Here is a 17,982-nt window from a genome sequence, read left to right as displayed (position 1 = left end):
AGTGAAGTTGGCTCAAGCGTTGACTAGTGCGAGCACGCGTGCCGGGCTGCCGGTGCCGCCAACGATCGGCAGGGGCGCCACAATGAGCGCTGCACCCGTCGGGGGAAGCTGGGAAAGGTTCCGCAGCGAGGTGACACCGTATTTGTCGTTAGCCAGAAGGTAGTGGTGGGCCGGGAACGGGGGCTCCTGGGCACCGGCTGCTCCGGCGTCCATACCTACGGTTTCCACGCCTATTCCGGACAAGGGTGACTCTTCGGCAATCCACTGCGCGCAGTCCACGGTGAGTCCGGGTGAGTGTGGGCCCGTTTCGTCGTTGTTCAGGAACTGCTGGCGGTCATGGGCGCGGGCTTCCCATCCGGTTCGGATGAGTAGCCAGCCACCGTCCGGGATGGGACCGTGGGCGGTCTCCCACGCTCGGATGTGGTGGATATCCAGAAGGAAGTCGGGGTCAGCGGCGACTTCGTCGCTCACGTCCAGGACGAGTGCAGGACCTATAAGGCGGTTGGGCTCGATCCGGGCCACGTCTTTGCCATCTCTCCCGGTGATCCAGTGCACAGGAGCGTCCAAATGGGTGCCGATGTGCTCCCCGGTGTGGATGTTGTGATGCTTCCAGTAGGGGCCGGGTTGGTCGTAGGCGGAGACTTCCTCGAGGCTGAAGTCGATGAGGTTCGCGAACGGCTCAGGCAGCTCCAGAGTCGGCGTCGCGTGTGAAAGCTTGGTCGTCAGGTCGATGACATCAATCCGGCGGGTTGCGAGGCCCTCCAGCAGATGGGCGACGCTGCCCAGACGCACGTCAGTAGTGCTGTTCATGTCCATGAGTAGGTTCCTTGATAGAGAGGTTCGCCGTCGGCAGGGCGGGGCCCGTGGAGATTCAACGGGACTTGTGGCAGAGACGCTAGCATCCCGGCAGGCCGCTTGGAACAGCTTTGAAAGTTTCACATGCGAGTTACCCGGATCTGCATAGCCCCTGGCAAAACAGGCATTCGACGTTCTAGCCGCAGAGCGAGAAACTGAATCAGCAGCTGTAACGCCCATCACAGTTCGGCTCTTCGGGAGTAGGGCCCCGGCCCCCGAAAAGTTCCGGTGGCGACAATGACGTCGCTTTGGCCGGACGAACACCACAGTCTTTACGCAAGGAGCAACACAATGTCCCATCAGCAGCACACATTGCCAGGACAACGTCCGGGAGTCCGCCGGTACGTTGTTGCATCGCTCGTAGGCAATGCCCTGGAATGGTACGACTTTTTCCTGTACGCCACGGCCTCGGCTGTAGTTTTCGGTCGGCTCTTTTTCCCCGCCGACGTCGACCCGCTCGTCGGCACCATGGCCGCGTTCGCCGGGTTCGCCGTCGGATTTGCCGCCAGACCGCTGGGCGGCATCATCTTTGGACATATTGGTGACAGGCTTGGCCGCAAGCGAGCCTTGGTCATGACTCTGTCCATCATGGGCATCAGCACAGCCCTCATGGGGTTGCTGCCAACCTATGCCCAGGTTGGGCTGTGGGCTCCTACTTTCCTGATCCTCCTCCGGATTGTCCAGGGAATCGCGGCTGGCGGCGAGTGGGGCGGCGGTGTCTTGCTGATCAGCGAGAACTCCTCGAACTCGCGACGGGGAATGCTCTCGGCCTTCAGCCAAGGTGGAATATCACTGGGCTTCGTTCTTTCTTCACTCGCCTTTTTCCTGGTCCAGTTGATGCCTGACGAACAATTCATGGCCTGGGGCTGGCGGGTTCCCTTCCTCCTGAGCATTCTGTTGCTCGCCGTAGGCGCCTACATCCGCTTCCGGTTGCCCGAGAGCAAGGAGTTCACTGCCGTGAGCGGAACCAAGCAGCATCGCCTTCCGGTGCTGGCCGCCATCAAAACCCATCCCCGGGAAATTCTGGTTGCCATGGGCCTCCGTGTCGCAGAGAACGGCGGCTCGTATATCTTCCTGTCGTTCTCCATCGCCTACGGGGTTCATGTGGGCGTGGACAAGGGGCTGCTCCTGTTGGCCGTGGCCGTTTCCATGCTTGTTTCATTTGGCACCTACATCTTCTTCGGCCACCTTTCGGACCGGATCGGCCGGCGACCGGTCTACGCCATCGGTGCCATCGGAATGGGCGCCATGGCCTTCCCCTTCTTCGCCATGATCGATTCCAATACCCCTGCAGTAGTCATCCTCGCTTTCCTCCTGGGGAATGGACTCTGCCACGGCGCCATGATCGGGACACAGCCGGCCTTTTTCCACGAACTGTTCTCCGCCGAAGTCCGCTACTCCGCCATGGCAATCGCCCACGAGCTGGCAGCTGTCTTTGCCGGCGGGTTCGCGCCGCTGATCGCCACGGCCCTGCTGCTGCAATTCGGTTCTTCAATTCCGGTCTCCCTCTATGTCATAGCCCTTGTTCTGGTCACCCTCATAGCGCTGCTCTTCTCCCGCCGCGGTATCAAGGCAGACCAAGACGTCACGGCAGAGCGCACAGTGCAGAGCGTGCCGTAAGCAGCGAGGAACAACTTGTTACTGCTTTGAAAACCACGAGAGGAATTACCGTGACGGTCTCCATTATTGGGACAGGTCAGTCCCCCTACACCCGGCATCCTTCACCCGGCACAGACACATCCAGCGTCATTGCCCGTGCCGTGCGCAACGCCCTCAACGAGTCCGGTCTGCGGCCCGGTGACGTTGACGGGTTCGCAGTCTCCAGCTTCACGCTCGGGCCTGACCATGCCATCGATCTGGCGTGGCGAATGGGCCTTCGTTTGTCGTGGCTTATGCAGGACACCAACGGCGGGGCGAGCGCAGGCGGCATGCTCCAGCACGCGGTCCGGGCCATAGAAGCAGGCGACGCAACGGTCATAGTCCTCGCTGCAGGAGATGTTATGGACCAGGCAGCCTTTTCCCGCCTGGTAGCCCGCTACAACAAAGCCACCGAAGACCATCTGGCACCACTGCCCATGAACGGCCCCAACGCCCTGTTTGCCATGCTGACCACCCGTCAAATGGAGAAATTGGGACTCAGCCGCGAAGACTACGGCCGCATAGCAGTAGCACAACGCGAATGGGCCGCCGACAACCCCGGTGCCGTGTACCGGAAACGGCTAAGCCTTGACGATTACCTGGGCGCTCCGATGGTGGCCACCCCCTTGGGTCGGTACGACTGCGTGCCTCCCGTCACAGGGGCAGACGCCGTTGTCCTTATCGCAGATCGGGACAACGGTACACCGAGGGCGAAAGTGCTGTCAGTCCGGGCCTCCTACAATTCAGATCAGCAGTCGGGGGACGGATTGATCACCGGCTTAGCGGAATGTGCTTCCGTCGGTTGGGATCAGGCCGGGATAGGACCGGAGGAGGTTGGCCTTGCCTGCGTGTATGACGACTACCCCGCGATGGTAGTGGCTCAACTTGCGGACCTGGGAATCCTCTCAGATCAAGACGATCCGGCGACCTTCATCAAAGCCCGCCTCGCCACCCGTCTTCTTCCAATCAATACTTCCGGGGGACAACTTTCCGCCGGCCAAGCGGGAGCCGCCGGCGGCATGCATGGGCTCGTGGAGGCTGCGCGCCAGCTGCTGGGCCGTGCCGGAGCACGCCAAGTTTCTGCCCGCCACGCTGTGGTCAGCGGCTACGGAATGGTGCTGTACCGCTACGGCGCCTGTGCCACCATGTCAGTACTGGAGGCTGCTAAGTGAGCGCCGCTATCCAAAACTGCCTGGGCTGCGGGAACCTTCTCTTCCCGGCCCGGCTCTTCTGTCCTGACTGTGGAGCAGAGGACTTCTCAACAGTGCCGGTAGAACACGGGGACGTCACCGAAACAACGAAACTAGCCGACGGCACACTCCTGGCAACCCTGACAATCCCGGGTGGGCCTTCCGTCGTCGGGCGTGTAACCGGCGGACCGGCGATGTCCGGTGACCGATTGCCGCTGGCAAATGATCTGAAGACCATGACCGGCGTCTACGCCTACGTACCACTCCGCTCAACTCCGAATGAAGACACCACGAACGAGGAAAAGCCATGAACTTCGACCTCGCCCACCAGGGCATGCGTCCGATGACCATCCCGCAAATGCTGCTGGATCGCGCTGCCACAGCTCCTTCATCTCCCCTGTTCCGTTGCGGGGAAGTACGCAGGGACAGCGCCGCGATGGTGGAAGCCGCCGCCCGTGCTGGCGGGCTGCTGCGACAAGCAGGGATCGACCCGGGCCAGAGCGTCGCCCTTATGTCATCCAACCGAACCGAACTGCTGGATTTCATCCTGGGATGCGCATGGATCGGCGCCGTTGCTGTTCCCATAAACACAGCCAGCCGGGGAGAACAACTACGGCACATCCTGACCAATGCCGACCCTGTATTGGTGGTGACCGAGCAGGAGTTCTTGCCCCACATCGCCGCCCTGGGCCCGGCCCCCGGGACGGTGAAGATCTGGGCACTCGATGGGCCGGACGCACAAAGTTACCCGGAACTTAGGGTAGAGCCCCTACCGGCGCCCGCAGCGGCCATCGAGCCCCGGGAATCCGGCCCCGCAGACACTGCGGCTATCCTTTACACCTCGGGGACCACAGGAGTGTCCAAGGGTGTTCTCTGCCCGCAGGGCCAGTTTTACTGGTGGGCGGCGAACATGTCCCATCAACTGGGGCTCCGGCCCGACGACGTCCTTTACACCTGCCTGCCCTTATTCCACACCAACGCCCTCAACGCCTTCATGCAGGCAGTAGTTTGCGGTGGAGAGTACGTGCTTGGTCCAAGATTCTCGGCATCGCGATTTTGGGCTGACGCCTCCTCGGCCGGGGCCACGGTGACCTATCTCCTCGGCGCCATGGTGGGCATACTCGACAGCCGCGATCCGCATCCCGGGGACCGAGACCATCGGATACGGTTGGCGCTTTCGCCGGCCACACCCGCCCGCTTGGTGGAACCCTTCAGGGAAAGGTTCGGGGTGCTGCTGCTGGACGGCTACGGATCGACTGAAACCAATTCCGTCATCGGATCCACCCCCGAGCAGTGGCGACCAGGCTACATGGGCAAGGTCCGGCCGGGCTTCTCCATCCGCGTCGTTGACGCCGCCGGAATGCCCGTTTGCAGCGGTGAGGCCGGAGAGCTGCTTATCCGCAGCGACCAGCCTCACGCCGTCGCTACCGGGTACCACGCCATGCCGGACGCAACCGCAAAATCCTGGCAGGATCTTTGGTTCCACACCGGCGATCGCGTTGTTATCGACGACGACGGTTGGGTGCGGTTTGTTGACCGGATCAAGGATGTGATCCGCCGCCGCGGCGAAAACATCTCCTCCGTAGAAGTGGAGCAGGTTCTCCGTCAGCACCCTGCCGTCCGGGAAGCTGCCGTTTACGCCGTCGACTCCGAGTTGGGTGAGGATGAAGTCATGGCAGCCGTCATTCTCCGGGAACCGGTTGACTACAGGGAGCTCTGCCAGTTCTGCGTCCCCCGTCTCGCATCGTTCGCCATCCCCCGCTTTTTTCGCACCGTGGACGAACTGCCGCAGACGGAAAACGGCAAAGTACGCAAGCAGGTCCTGAAGGTTGCCGGCCGGGAGGCGGCCGAATGGGATCGGGAAGTAGCCCAGCCGAGGCGTGCAGCGGCGGCCGGTGCCCGCTGACCCGCGTCCATTCACTGGTAATCCGGCCGAGGGAAGCAGCCGCCCGTAGGATATGCGTATGGACCTGCGGGCGCTGCTGACTACCCACCTGAAGCTACGCCACCTTGTCATAGTGCTCGCCGTCGCAGAATACGGAAGCCTCGTGCGGGCCGCCGAGGAACTGTACCTGACACAACCTGCGCTCAGCCGTGCCCTGCGGGAAGCCGAACAGGCCGTAGGAGCCTCGTTGTTCGAACGGACAGGGCGCGGCATGGTGCCAACTCCGGCCGGGGCAGCCTGTCTTGAGCACTCCAAAGCGATCGTAGGACACCTCAGTACGTTGCGGCGCCGGGTGGAAGAATTACACGACCCCGATGCTGGACTTGTGCAGGACACGTCTCGTTCACGTTTGTAAAGCCCGCTCCGTGTTGAGTTGTCCCTATCCCAGGATGCGTAACGCTGCAGAGCTACCCATTGCCTTCCCCCGTCTTCTACGGGAAAGAACATGCTGGATGCGCTCGGAAGGTCCGCCTGCCGGGAAACCCACTCATCTGGATCATCCGAGGTGTCCATCTCGGGTGGCGCAATTTCTGCCCAATGTTCCCCACTTGTTGATCCAATTTTGCAGATTCTCTTTCCCTCAACCTCGTCTGACGGTGGAAGGCTGGGGTCGAAGTCCCTCCCGTACCAGGCCCAGGGCCCCTCGTACGATGCAGGTGAGGAATGCCATGACTCAGCGGCTGGGTGGAAGTTGTCCGCAAGTCGGGCCAGCAGCTCCTGTAGCGCGATCCACTGGTACTTCTTGCCAAACCGCTCTGCTTTGTGACCGTCTCGGCCTTTTCGGAGGTCGTGATTGCGCTCGAAAGCTTCAAACCTTTGCGCGGTCCAGCCGAGTTCGATGGCACGGTGTGCTATCCACCTACCGGCCCAGTCTGCGTCTACCTCGCCCTTGGGGTCGCTGTACTTGTCTGTTGGTGGCGGTCCCGACAGGGTGTAGCGACTGAAGAAGCCTACGTCCGATTGGACGACATATCTGTTGAAGTCTCCCATCCAATCGAGGCAGGAGCTCAGGATGCTGTATGCGCGCCACTCGACGTAGTCCCCGGCCTGGTTTTTGACTGTTCCATGAGCGCTCTTCAGTGCGCCGGCTGCGGGTGGCTCGCTGGGTATTTCTGCCCCGTACGGCGGGGAAACGCGGAGGAGCAGAGCATCTTCTGCCAACCCATAATGCCGGGCCCACGAGATCAACCCTCTCGCAGAATCGCGGGCCACGGCGTGAATGGGCAGTCCGTCGTGCGACCACTGATCTATGGATTCGACGATCTGGCATACAGCTTCAGTGTTGCTGCTGCCGCCGATCATTACTGCTCCATAAAGGCAGGTGAGGGCTCGCTCTTGAACGTATGGGTCGTTGATTACCCGTGCAGTATCAATGAAGTAGGCACCCAGAGCTAGGTGCTGTGCCAGTAGTGCGACGAGGCTTCTGCTACAGCGGTCACGGAGAAACCTGTTCGGCGAAGTCAGAAGCCAGATGAGAGTTGTGCAGACTAAACGGGCTTGCTCGAGTTCAGCAAGAGGACCGCCTCGGTCTGCCCATCTAGAGATTCGTTCAAATGCGGACGAATTGTCATCGACTTGGAAACTGTCTATGGACCATGTTGCATCGCGCTCCGGCAAGCCCATGATAACCAGTCTTGCGTGGAGCCAGTCGGCGTTTGCCGGATGTTCTTTTTGAGGAGCAAGGGCAAGGACAGTGTTCACCCAGTCTTCTGGGGCTAGGCGCAGTTCTCCTTCAAGCATGCGCAGTGTTCGTTGGCTGAAGGCTGCCGTCGCCCGATCGGTCAAGCTCTCCATGGTTGCCTGAATCATGAGGTCATCCGACCGCCTTGCGGAGAGTATGTCGATAAGTTCCAGGCCACGAGTTTCTGGAAGTATTACGCTCATTGACCGCCAGAGCCAGCTTTCCTCGCTCAGCCTCTTTCGGAGTTTCTTGGAAGGGGTTTTGTCCTGCGGACTAAGGATCTTACGTAATTTCCCTCGACGCGCACCGTCCTGGTCAAGCAAGTGCTTCGCAAGCAAATGCTCTGAGTAGGCTTGAAATTGAAAGGCCACCGACTCGTTTCCTTCATAGTCGGGGCGGACTTCGAGCAGTCCCTCGCTAACGAGTTGTTGAAAGAGCGTAGTGGGCCATGGACGTCCGGGAAGCAAAGCGTCAATTCGGTCCTCGAGCTTTGTTCGGGGAACGGCATGACCCTTTTTCTCCAGGAGCAGGTCTGCAGCAATGGCTATAGCCTGCGCGACTGTGGTCGACGTGGGTGGTAGACGAAGCGTATCTCGAACGCGTCGCGACTGCAGTTCTGCGAAATGTGAGAACAATGAGGACCGTGTAAGGGATACCGGGGAGACCATTTTGTCGCCCGCGAGAACAGCGCAATACATCCGCAGAAATAGCGGGTTGCTGAAAGACGGGCCCAAAGAGGTGTGCGGCGAAAGTGTGATCTTGAAGAGCTTGGAATATGCCGATAATGCGTCCATCTCGTGCCCGGCAAGCCCTGGATGACGCACGAGTGGCAAAGCCTCTGGTGGGGAAACAGTATGGCGATAGTCTGATCTGTAGGAGACCACCAGAGATACGTGCCTTCGTGCATCGACTTGGGATAACAGAGCGGGAAGCTCGCTACGCCACATCCTGGGGTCTTCTGCTTCGTTGAGCGCATCAATCACGATCAAGGCGCGGCATCCCCGCGCCTCCGCGAGCGAGTCGAGCGCATCTAGAAATTCATCACTGGAATGCGTGAGCCCTCCGAGTGCAGATGCTACGGACGACCACCAATTGCCACTCTTTAACCTCTGGCCAAGCAAGGCTATGGCTGGTACGCCGGCGCCGATCAGTGCGTCCACTTGCTTCACCAACGCGTGCGTTTTGCCTTGGCCGGCCGGCCCCTCGACGGCAACTGCCTTGGCGCGGTACAGCTTTTCAGGGGTACCAGTTCCAAACCTAATTAGAGCCGATGTTGCGGCTACCACGTCGTCGAGCGCCCGTTCCTTGCGCGAATGCGCAGCCCCGTACTGTTTGAGCGCCACGTCGTGAATGGCATTGACTGCGTTGGAGATACCCTCGAAATTTATAGGGCCGCTTGGGATGGTGGAGCCCTCATCAGAGGCAACCTCTAATTGATCACGCATCGCCTCCAAAACAGAAAGCTGCTCACTGATCATTTGCTTGCTGCCGCCCCAGACACCGCGGTCCCTGCGACACGTGCTGACGACCCTATCGACGAGGCCTCTAGTGTGGGACAGGAATGTTGACGTAGCACTGACCGCGTCGAGGAGACTCTGTACTCCTGAGGGCGTATCAGCCTCTGGTGTATAGCGGTCACCAGCAACTGTAGTCGCTTCCGACAGACGCTGTTTGAACCAAGCCTCGGAAAACTCTAGCTCACGAAACCAGAACGCTCGACGTCCGGCATGTTCTGCCCGAGATAACTCGGCAACAATGTCACCGGCCCGGATGACGTCGAAGCTGAGGCGATCGGCGCCAGTGACGTCCTTTTGCCAGCGTTCTACGGCGTCGTCCCACCGCGTTTGGTCCGACTTTGACCGCGTCGATGCCGCATCCGTGAAATCGTACGGAACGATAAAAGTCAGCCGGGTCATGTCGGGCCGCTTGCTGGCTACAGCCTTCACCGACTCAAGCATCCCGCCGAGGGCGTCCTCCAAAGATTCGTTAAACTTCGCCTGGAACCCCTCATGGTGACCATCGGCGTAGATTTCATACCACTCCACGCCACCGTCCGGCGCGCGGGTCTTCCTCGTTTCAACGTGTCCACCGTGAACCGCTGGCCGCAGCTGATAGACCAGTTCCTCCCAGGCGCGAGCCTGCGTTCCCTCGTGCTCTCGGATATCACGAAGACGGATACCGGTTGTCGACGCCAAAAATGAACTCCTCAATCCTCGTAAGTACGATGTTCCGGACTCTCGAACAGCCGCTGCCACACACATAGCTTCGCGGAGACGTAAGTAACTACCCGATAATAGGATCGGAGGTTCGGGCTACCCCGATATGCATCGACTCTTTGCACCTCAGATATCAGTACTCGGTGTCCGATGTCCAATCCGTTCAACTTTCTACTCGACGTGCTTCCCCAACTGACGGTCAAGCGTCGACAGCATGAAGTCTGCGACACTGCACGCTTCGCGGACAACTAGGAGCGCCAATTCACCTGTGACTCCAGTGGGCAGAGTTCTTCCGTGACCTGTGCCCTGGAGGTTGCGCAAGGCGTTGACTTGGTCGGCAATCTTCCACGCAGAACCCAAGACTGCCTGAATAGATTTGTAACCAGGAACGTTCGTATCGACATTCTGAGGAAGTAAGTTGAGTCGCTCGCGCGAGAGATACCACAATTGGTTGAAGTCTTCCTTACCCGATACCGGAAAACCTACGCCTTCGAGGACGAATTTCGCCGAAGCTTCCAGCAGGTCTTTGGCTGTTCCAAGAAGCGCAGCTGGATCGTCGGTGTTCTTCCGAAGCCGTTCCAGTTGCTCTTCGAGCGCTTGCCGTCCACCGGTCGAAAGATCAATTTCCCCCATTGGGAACAGTTGGCCATCATCACTAAGGTTCCATCCGACGCGGGTGAATGCCGCTTGAGCCGAACGAACCGCTTCTGGAAAATACTTGTCATGGTCGGCCGTAAACGACCCATGAACGCGAAGATCTGTAAGGAGAGCCTGGATGAGCGCTTTCGAATTTGCAGGCCGCCGGACCGCAACGGCGAAGACATGAAGGAGTCGATGCTCCTTGTTAGGTCCACTGGCAGTACCAGGCTTCGGTGCCCCTAAGTCATCATCGCCATACCCCCCAGCCATAAACGCCCGGGTCAGCTTCGCATGGGATGGCCCGGCACCGCCAAAAAAGAAACGCGCCAAGGCCGCGCCGACTTCCTGACTGATTGGTTGAGACTTCACTTGCATACCCCCCGAGTTGCGAACGATGTCCTAACCCTAAACCAACGCAGTGCGGGCCTGAGATGCGCTAACAACTCCGAGGCGAAGGGTCAGCCCACAGGCTCACAGATTTACCCCTAGGACACCGTTGGCCCTACGTACGGCCGACTCATCTTAGTCATGGTTTATAAACCGCGGCCGTCCATGACTGACCACAGCCCTTGAATCTTCAAAGGAAGTCAGCCATGAACGCGCTCACTACTAAAGACCCCGCCGATCTGCTCAGTTTCATAGGCCACACCCTCGGCTTCTGGCCCGAGGAAAGCCTCGTCTGCGCCACCCTCGACAAAGACAAAGTCGGCGCCACCCTCCGCATCGACCTCCCCAAACAACCAGGTGCAGAAGTCCACTTCGCTCGCACCCGTCGCCGCCTACCTCACCACCGACGAACGAGCCAACGGCATCGTCTTCGCCCTCTACACGTCCGAGACTCCGGAGCTAGGTGGGGCACGGCCACACCGGGCCACAATCGCAGCGCTCACCGGAGTTCTCGCCCAGGAAGGCATCAGCATCCGCGACGGCATCTACGTCACCGACACGACCTACTACCCCTACGACACCTCGCCCGGTGACAACATCGCCTTCGCGATCTCCACGACCGAATACTCCCGGGTCAACGCAGAGTTCATCTACCGCGGCAGCACTATCGCACCCACCAACCAGGTCACCCTCCCTCCGGCGACCCATAAAGCCGAGATGCGGCCGGCGTCGAACGCCACATGGAAGCCATCCTCGACCGCCCGCCAGCGGCTGCGGCCCACCAAGCGCACCACCTTTGGAACGCCATGCTCACCACGAACGACTATCCCACCGACGATGAATTCCTGAAACTCATCGCCTACTTCCATCTCCCCCAAATCCGCGACCAGCTCATGGCAGACATCCCCGGCATCGACGAACCACCCGAACACATCCTCGTCGCCCAAACCAGCGCAGCACCGTACTGGTCCAGGATCGAATGGGCTAAAGACCTGCTCCTTCACACCTACATCCGAACCAGCCCCGAACACGCAGCACCCATCCTCACCACCATCGGCTACATCAACTGGTGGGAAGGCAGAGGATCCAAAGCACACCAATACCTCCAACGCGCCCTCGACACCGACCCCGGCTACCGCTTCCCATGCCTCACCGACCACATGCTCGGTGCAGGCATCATCGCAAGCTGGAACACCAACAAAACCAGCGCACACCGGAACAACCTCGACATGCCCTAAGGGACGTTTGGGGAAACGTCGTGTGATTGGTCCGGTCCTAGGGCAGGCGGCCTCGTTTGATGATCGGTCCGATGACTCGCCATCACATTCGAAGGCTCATCGGGATCATCGGCTGCATGAGTTGGCGTCGATAACCCTGTCCGATAATGACGGGCTCCTCACCGCGGCATGTCGCCCGAGTCGTTTTCGAAGTTCACCAGGATATAACCCACATCACATCCTCCCTTGACAGAGCAACGCAACGGCCCTAAATTTATTGCAACCGATCTCAGCAACCGATCTCACTGCTAGATTCAAAAAATGCAACCGATCTCAAAGGAGAGATTCGATGAACCAATCGGCTTCTCCCGACCGTCGGAGTACCGCATTTAGCACGCGTCGCTTGAGCACGGCATGCTCCCGCATCAGCACACCCATTCACAGGAGAAATTCATGATCAAAAAGCGATGGGGCTTGGCGCTCGTAACAGCCGTTGTGGCCGGCCTTGCCCTCAGTGGCTGTTCACCCTCAGCTTCGGAGCCCAAGGGTCCCGTGACGCTGAACTACTGGGACTTCCTTGATCCCAGTCAGGCGAATCCGCGTTCGAAGGCACTGAAGGAAAACATCGCCAAGTTTGAGGCGGCCAACCCTGACATCAAGATCAACCTCTCGGTTGTTTCATTAGGCGACATGCTGAACCGACTGCCACAGGCCGCGGCAGCAGGTCAGGCCCCCGATGTCTTCAAGATGTTCACCCCGGTCGTTCCCCAGATGGCATCTGCCGGCGTTTACTCTCCGCTGCCTGACGCTGCCTCAAAGGTAACTGACTGGCTGCGTCCTACCGACACTCTTGCGGGGCCCGACGGCAAGGCGGTCGCCGTGCCGTACGAATACCGAACTTGTGCTCTGTACTACAACCAAAAGATCCTCGATCAGATCGGCGCGACCGTCCCGACCACATACAACGAGGTTGTTGAAGTTGCCAAGAAGGCTGCTGCCGCTGGCTTTACCGGGTTCGGGACGGGTTTCTCGGACACAGACAACTCGGCCATCATCAGTACCTTCTTTAACTGCTTCATGTCCCAGGTGGATCAGGAAATCTGGAACAAGGATGGTCAAGCTGATTTCGCGACGGCCAAAGGCAACGAGTTTGGGGACTTCGTGGCCAAGCTCAGAGATGCAAAGGCTCTGGGTAGCAACGTCGTCTCTGACACGTACGGCACGGTAGCTGACGGCATGGCAAGCGGCACTGTCGCCATGGCGGTATTGGGCACGGAACGAGCCGTTTCCTTCGGCTCGCAGAACAAGGACCTTAAGTGGACGGCCCTGCCGAAGGCAAGCACCGGCGACACCACCGGTACCACCATTGGGTGGACCTTGGGCATCGGCAACGGCAGTAAGAACACCGAGGCTGCCTGGAAGTTCATCGAGTACATGACCGGGCCTGAAGCCGGTGCACTGATGGCAACCGGCGGTGAGGTACCCACCCGTGCCGCCACCTACCAGCAACCGTTCTTCTCCACTCCAGAGGCAAAAACCGTCAACGACATCGCCGCCTACGTCAAGAGCAACAGTGAACCACGCACGTATTCCAACACATGGACCGCGCTTGCCACTGGCCTCTCCCAAGCCGGGCAGAAGCTAACTCTCAACGGTTCATCAGGCAGCGACTTTATTCGTTCCGCCCAGGACGCGGCCAACAAGAAGTAGCCGCCCGTAATAGGGGGAGCCTGGGAAATCAGGCTCCCCCTGGAAGGGACAGATAATGTCAACCAAAAGCCCCACCCGCAGCCCACGCACGACCGCGCCGTCCCCCGGTGGCACCCAGACCTTTCGCCGAGTCCGCAGGGATCGAATGGTCTGGCTCTACGTCCTCCCGGTCAGCGCCGTCTTCCTCTTTGTTTTCGTGGGGCCGCTGATCTACACAGCGTGGACGGCCCTCCACGAGACGTCGTATTACCAGATCGGCAAATTCTCGGGTCTGAATTCCTTTATCCGATTGTTCTCAGACTCCGACTTGCCGAGCCGCATATGGACAACCCTGGTGTTCTCGCTCGGCGCCTTGGTTATCGCACTGCCGGCGGGGCTGCTTTCTGCAATCGTGCTCAACAACCTGCACCGCTTCAAGCGTTCGGTCCGGAGCCTCTTCCTCCTGCCCTGGCTGATGTCACAGGCCACTGCAGGGACAATCTGGCTGTGGTTCCTCAACCCCAACTACGGTCCAGCCTCAGCGATCACTAAGTCCCTCGGGTTCGGTCCCACGGACGTATTCTCATCACCGACCAGCGCGCTGGTTGCGGTAACACTGATGACAGCCTGGTGGTCCTATCCGCAAGCCATGCTCCTCTTCTTGGGCGCCCTACAAACGATTCCTGAGGAGCTCCGCGAAAGCCTTAAAGTGGACGGCGGCGGCATCTGGCACCAGTTCGTGAACATCACACTGCCCTACTTGCGGAACACCATCGTCTCGGTCGTGGTCGTCCTTCTCATGCTCTATGTGCAGATGGTCACCATCATCCTGGTCACCACAAGGGGAGGCCCCATCGGGTCTACAGAAACGCTGTCCATGCGGGTCTACAACCAGATGTTCGACAAGTTTGATCTCTCCGGGGCATCAGCAACGGCAATCCTGCTTTTCGCTGTCAACATCGTCCTGACCCTCGTCGCCATTCGCTTCCGACGGAAGGAAAGTCTGTGAGCATCACCACCCCACGCCACCAGCGGCGCTTGGGCAGTTTCATCCGGGCAATCCCTGCCTGGGCGTACATCATCCTCTCCGCAGCGGTCGTGCTCCCGCCGGTCGCATGGATTGTGTCCACGTCGCTTAAGACTGCTTCGGGCACGCTGGAGTTCCCGCCAAGATGGATACCCTCTCCATTCTCATCGGAAGGCTATGTTGGTCTGCTGACATCGACCAACGTCCGATTCTTCGTGAACTCCCTCATCTATGCTGGCGGCTCTATCGTCCTCGCCCTGGCCATCTGTATCCCAGCAGCGTATGTGGCGACGAGGTATCGGAGCCGCCGCATGGAAACTCTGATGACAGGGATTCTGGTTCTGTCCATGGTCCCGGCCATCGTCGTCTTTATCGCGTTGTATTCGATGTTCGTCAAAACCGCATTGATTAACACCTACCCCATGATGATCATCGTCTACACCGCAATCATCTGTGGACAGACCATCCTGTTCCTGCGTAACTTCATCGAGAACATCCCCGTCGAAATCGAAGAAGCGGCAGCCATCGACGGCTGCTCGCGGATCCAGATCCTGTGGCGCATCATCCTTCCACTCATCCGTCCTGGTATCGCTGCCGTGGCCATCTTCATCTTCGTGTTCGTTTGGAACGACTTCCTTGTCGGCACTGTCCTCGCCACCACAGAAGATATGAAGACTGTGCAGAACGGCATCGTCCGGTACATAACCACCGGCTTTGGTAGCTTCTGGGGGCTCTTCGCCGCTTTCATCGTCGTCGCTTTCATCCCTGTTCTCTCCATTTTCCTGGCATTCCAGCGGTGGTTTGTGGCCGGTATGACCTCCGGTGGTGTCAAGGGGTAGCCGGAGCAGCATTCAGCCGCGCTCTTCACGACACAATAAACAGGCCCCGTGACCGTCACCGACGGCTCACGGGGCCTGCTTTGTAGGCAATATGGAGCGCAGCTCTTGCACACCTAAGCACTCGGGGGTGGGGCTGAGCGCGTCACTCAGCCTGCGAGCGACTTACGAGTCCTCGCTTGGGCGCCAGTCAGGCGGTTGAATCAGCTCCACGCGATTTCCATCAGGATCGAGGAGGTAAACCAGCCACCCGCCCGCAATCGGGCCCGAGGTCGGGGCAACAGGCTCGGACACTGCACTGTAGCCAAGCGCTGTCATCCTGGTGTAAACCTCTCGCACGTCAATATCTGTAAAGGCAAGATGAGCCGTGCCAGGTTGCGCCTCCGATGGATCGACGGCCGGCAGTAGCGGCTCGGCATGGGCGAGTTCCAGCCGGAAGGATCCGTCACTGGTGGCGAGCAGCATGGCCTTGACCTGGACGTTGGGACGGCCGTAAAGATCGGCAACGTATGGTCCTGACGTCCACGCATCCAAACGCGCTAGGCCGAGGCCATCCACATAAAAACGCTCACTGCGTTCCATATCTGTCACGTGCAGGGCGGTGTGATGATGTCGCATTAAGTTTCTCCTTGGTAGATCAGGGACTCGTTTCTAGCCCTGAATTGCCATTCAGGATGAGAGCCGCCGCGAAAGCGTCATGTTGGGTTGAGTAAAGAAAGGGCACAGTGGCATGGGTGCCCAATGAGAAGCCCTCCCGGGCGTTTTCAGGTTCCGATTCCCAGATGTGCTCCCCCGGCCACATCCAGGGACACTCCCGTGATGTAGCGGTTGTCGGGGTCAGACAGGAACAGGATGGCCCGGGCAACTTCGTCAGGTTCGGCAAATCGGCGCATCGGCAGTTGTGCTGCCCTCTTCGCCCGGTTGGCTGCTGCGTCCGGGCCGGAGTCCCGGGCAAATTGTGCCCACATGGGTGTGTTCACCGGTCCTGGGGCGATCGCGTTTACGGAGATCCCGTTGGGTCCGAGCAGTTCGGCAAAGGACCACATGATGTGGAGGACGGCGAGCTTGCTCGCGTTGTAGGGCAGGTAGTTCAGGCGCGCTTCTTTGGCCGCAACCGAAGACAGGACCACGATGGCGCCGGCCGTGCCTGTCTCAAGCATGGATTTCGCGGTCTGCCGGACCATGGTGAAGGTAGCGGTGGCATTGATCCTCAGAATCGAGTCGAACTCTTCGGTGGTTGTTTCCATGATGCCCGGGGTGGAGCCAAGCACCCCGGCTGCGTGCACCAGGACATCGACACGGCCGTAGTGGGCTTGGATGTCCCGTATGACCGTTGCGCATTGTTGTTCCGAAGTAATGTCGAGAGGGTAGAACGCGTCCAAGGACTGGGCCTCCTTGGAAGAACGATCGGCGCCGATGACGATGGCTCCGGCGGCCTTGAGTGCGGTCACTGCGGCGTCGCCGATTCCTCCGCTGGATCCGGTTACCAGGACCACTTGGTCTTTGAGGCTCATCGTTTCTCTCCGCTCTGGGCGCAGGTTGACGTCAGTGCTCCTGTGGTCGGAGCGTGAGGTGCTTGATTCATGTTCGTTTCCTTACTCGATGGTGCTCGAGCCGCCGCTGCTCGGACGGCGTCGGCGATTTCAGTGGCGCGGAGCGCCTGGGCGAATGTAACTGCAGGGGTTTCACCCGCGCAGAACCTCAGCGCCGCTTCTGCCTGGCGAACGAAGAGGTCGGAGGGCTCGAAGTTTTTTTCGTGGTGTCCGCCGTCACGACCCCACACGTGAAGCGAATCGTTTGACCACAACATCCGGCCGCCAGTGGCCAGAACATCGATGGTGAGGCTCCAATCCCCCTGGTTGAGCCCTTGGGGTTCCTGCCAGGGAGACCAGTAGCTTTGTATGGTGGACACCGCTCCGGAGGGGAATCTAAGCGTGGAAACGACATGTTCCGGCACCGGAGACCCGTATAGGCTGCTGCTGGCGCTGGCGGCCAGAACGTCCGGGTCACCCTCGAACCACGATGAGACCAGTTCGATGGCATGAATGCCGTTCACCACCGCAACGCCGCCCTCCTTCGGATCAGCACGCCATGAGTCGATGTTCTCCTTATGGCCGACCGATCGAACAGTAACGGCTATCACGTCGTTTTCTCTGACCCACTGGGAGAGGAGTTCGACGGCGGGATGCTGGTGGAGTGTGTACCCCACCATGAGTCGCTCGCCCACTCCCCAAGCGGCGGCCATAATGGCAGCACCATCTGCATCTGCCGCCACCGGCTTTTCCGTCAACACCCGGAATCCCCTGGTCAGCAGATCCGCACAGATAGCCGGTTGCAGAGTGGTGGGCAACGCGACGACGACCAAGTCCAGATGATCAGAATGAAGCTCCTGGATGCTGGGCACCACCTGTGCGCCCAGCTCCTGGGCAAGCTCAAACGCCCGGTCGTCCTTCTCCACGAGGTACGTGACATTGGCACCTAGCTTTGCGAACGCTCTGGCATGCCTGGATCCCGCCCACCCGGCCGCACCCACCACTGCGACGCGCAGTGGCCGTGCCGCCGTCGTCATAATGCGGACCCTGCTGCGAAGGTCGCGCCGAGAATGAACGAGTTGCTCATGAATTCTCTCCTTTGAGTTCATCCAATATCTTTGAGATCGGTT

General features: G+C 59.6%; 15 protein-coding genes and 1 pseudogene. 11 read left to right on the top strand and 5 right to left on the bottom strand.

The window, feature by feature from the left end; genetic code table 11:
- Positions 1–12 precede the first annotated feature (12 nt).
- The gene (locus ACFUOZ_RS01355; RefSeq protein WP_377543894.1) at positions 13–816 is read right to left on the bottom strand and encodes a cyclase family protein; all 804 of its coding nucleotides are present in this window, start codon (positions 814–816) and stop codon (positions 13–15) included.
- A gap of 330 nt (positions 817–1,146) precedes the next feature.
- Here ACFUOZ_RS01355 and ACFUOZ_RS01350 point away from each other — a divergent pair, with 330 nt between their 5' ends.
- The 5 genes from ACFUOZ_RS01350 to ACFUOZ_RS01330 are packed head-to-tail and all read left to right on the top strand — an operon-like array spanning position 1,147 to position 5,983.
- Complete coding sequence (locus ACFUOZ_RS01350; protein WP_377543891.1) at positions 1,147–2,475, top strand: MFS transporter; 1,329 nt, start codon at positions 1,147–1,149, stop codon at positions 2,473–2,475.
- 50 nt (positions 2,476–2,525) lie between these two features.
- The gene (locus tag ACFUOZ_RS01345; protein WP_377543888.1) at positions 2,526–3,665 is read left to right on the top strand and encodes a thiolase family protein; all 1,140 of its coding nucleotides are present in this window, start codon (positions 2,526–2,528) and stop codon (positions 3,663–3,665) included.
- Complete coding sequence (locus tag ACFUOZ_RS01340; RefSeq protein WP_377543885.1) at positions 3,662–3,994, top strand: zinc ribbon domain-containing protein; 333 nt, start codon at positions 3,662–3,664, stop codon at positions 3,992–3,994. Before ACFUOZ_RS01345 ends, ACFUOZ_RS01340 begins: the two co-directional genes overlap by 4 nt.
- Positions 3,991–5,589 carry an ATP-dependent acyl-CoA ligase gene (locus tag ACFUOZ_RS01335; RefSeq protein ID WP_377543883.1) on the top strand — a complete coding sequence of 533 codons (1,599 nt, stop codon included), beginning with the start codon at positions 3,991–3,993 and terminating at the stop codon, positions 5,587–5,589. The genes ACFUOZ_RS01340 and ACFUOZ_RS01335 overlap by 4 nt, the downstream gene beginning before the upstream one ends.
- 58 nt (positions 5,590–5,647) lie before the next feature.
- Positions 5,648–5,983, top strand: coding sequence for a LysR family transcriptional regulator (locus tag ACFUOZ_RS01330; protein WP_377543880.1), 336 nt, complete (start codon positions 5,648–5,650; stop codon positions 5,981–5,983).
- A gap of 3,713 nt (positions 5,984–9,696) precedes the next feature.
- On the opposite strand, the gene ACFUOZ_RS01325 is transcribed toward ACFUOZ_RS01330, so the two are convergent.
- A complete protein-coding gene (locus tag ACFUOZ_RS01325; protein ID WP_377543877.1) occupies positions 9,697–10,533 on the bottom strand; it encodes an abortive infection family protein in 837 nt (278 codons plus the stop codon).
- A gap of 224 nt (positions 10,534–10,757) precedes the next feature.
- On the opposite strand from ACFUOZ_RS01325, the pseudogene ACFUOZ_RS01320 reads away from it, so the two are divergent.
- The 6 genes and pseudogenes from ACFUOZ_RS01320 to ACFUOZ_RS01295 form a co-directional block, all read left to right on the top strand.
- A pseudogene (locus ACFUOZ_RS01320) lies at positions 10,758–10,874 on the top strand (DUF4192 domain-containing protein); the annotation flags it as partial.
- A 34-nt stretch (positions 10,875–10,908) separates the two neighbouring features.
- Positions 10,909–11,400, top strand: a complete 492-nt coding sequence (locus ACFUOZ_RS01315; RefSeq protein WP_377544982.1) for a hypothetical protein — start codon at positions 10,909–10,911, stop codon at positions 11,398–11,400.
- Positions 11,358–11,789 carry a DUF4192 family protein gene (locus ACFUOZ_RS01310; RefSeq protein ID WP_377544948.1) on the top strand — a complete coding sequence of 144 codons (432 nt, stop codon included), beginning with the start codon at positions 11,358–11,360 and terminating at the stop codon, positions 11,787–11,789. The genes ACFUOZ_RS01315 and ACFUOZ_RS01310 overlap by 43 nt, the downstream gene beginning before the upstream one ends.
- 432 nt (positions 11,790–12,221) lie before the next feature.
- Positions 12,222–13,478: an ABC transporter substrate-binding protein gene (locus ACFUOZ_RS01305; protein WP_377543874.1), complete on the top strand. Its 1,257-nt coding sequence runs from the start codon at positions 12,222–12,224 to the stop codon at positions 13,476–13,478.
- Positions 13,479–13,533: 55 nt separating this feature from the next.
- A complete protein-coding gene (locus ACFUOZ_RS01300) occupies positions 13,534–14,466 on the top strand; it encodes a carbohydrate ABC transporter permease (protein WP_377543872.1) in 933 nt (310 codons plus the stop codon).
- Entirely contained in the window at positions 14,463–15,323 is an 861-nt protein-coding gene (locus ACFUOZ_RS01295) for a carbohydrate ABC transporter permease (protein ID WP_377543870.1), read from the top strand. The genes ACFUOZ_RS01300 and ACFUOZ_RS01295 overlap by 4 nt, the downstream gene beginning before the upstream one ends.
- A gap of 162 nt (positions 15,324–15,485) precedes the next feature.
- Here the strand turns inward: ACFUOZ_RS01295 and ACFUOZ_RS01290 are convergent, their stop codons facing one another.
- The 3 genes from ACFUOZ_RS01290 to ACFUOZ_RS01280 all read right to left on the bottom strand — a co-directional run bounded on the left by ACFUOZ_RS01290 (position 15,486) and on the right by ACFUOZ_RS01280 (position 17,889).
- Complete coding sequence (locus ACFUOZ_RS01290; protein WP_377543868.1) at positions 15,486–15,938, bottom strand: VOC family protein; 453 nt, start codon at positions 15,936–15,938, stop codon at positions 15,486–15,488.
- Positions 15,939–16,084: 146 nt separating this feature from the next.
- Positions 16,085–16,834 (bottom strand): SDR family NAD(P)-dependent oxidoreductase, encoded by a 750-nt coding sequence (locus ACFUOZ_RS01285; RefSeq protein ID WP_377543865.1) that lies wholly within the window; start codon positions 16,832–16,834, stop codon positions 16,085–16,087.
- Positions 16,831–17,889 (bottom strand): Gfo/Idh/MocA family protein, encoded by a 1,059-nt coding sequence (locus ACFUOZ_RS01280; protein WP_377543863.1) that lies wholly within the window; start codon positions 17,887–17,889, stop codon positions 16,831–16,833. Before ACFUOZ_RS01280 ends, ACFUOZ_RS01285 begins: the two co-directional genes overlap by 4 nt.
- Positions 17,890–17,982 lie beyond the last annotated feature (93 nt).

The organism is Paenarthrobacter sp. NPDC057355 (assembly GCF_042667405.1).
In the GTDB taxonomy this organism is placed as follows: domain Bacteria; phylum Actinomycetota; class Actinomycetes; order Actinomycetales; family Micrococcaceae; genus Arthrobacter.
This window is presented reverse-complemented; position numbering and strand designations above follow the sequence as displayed.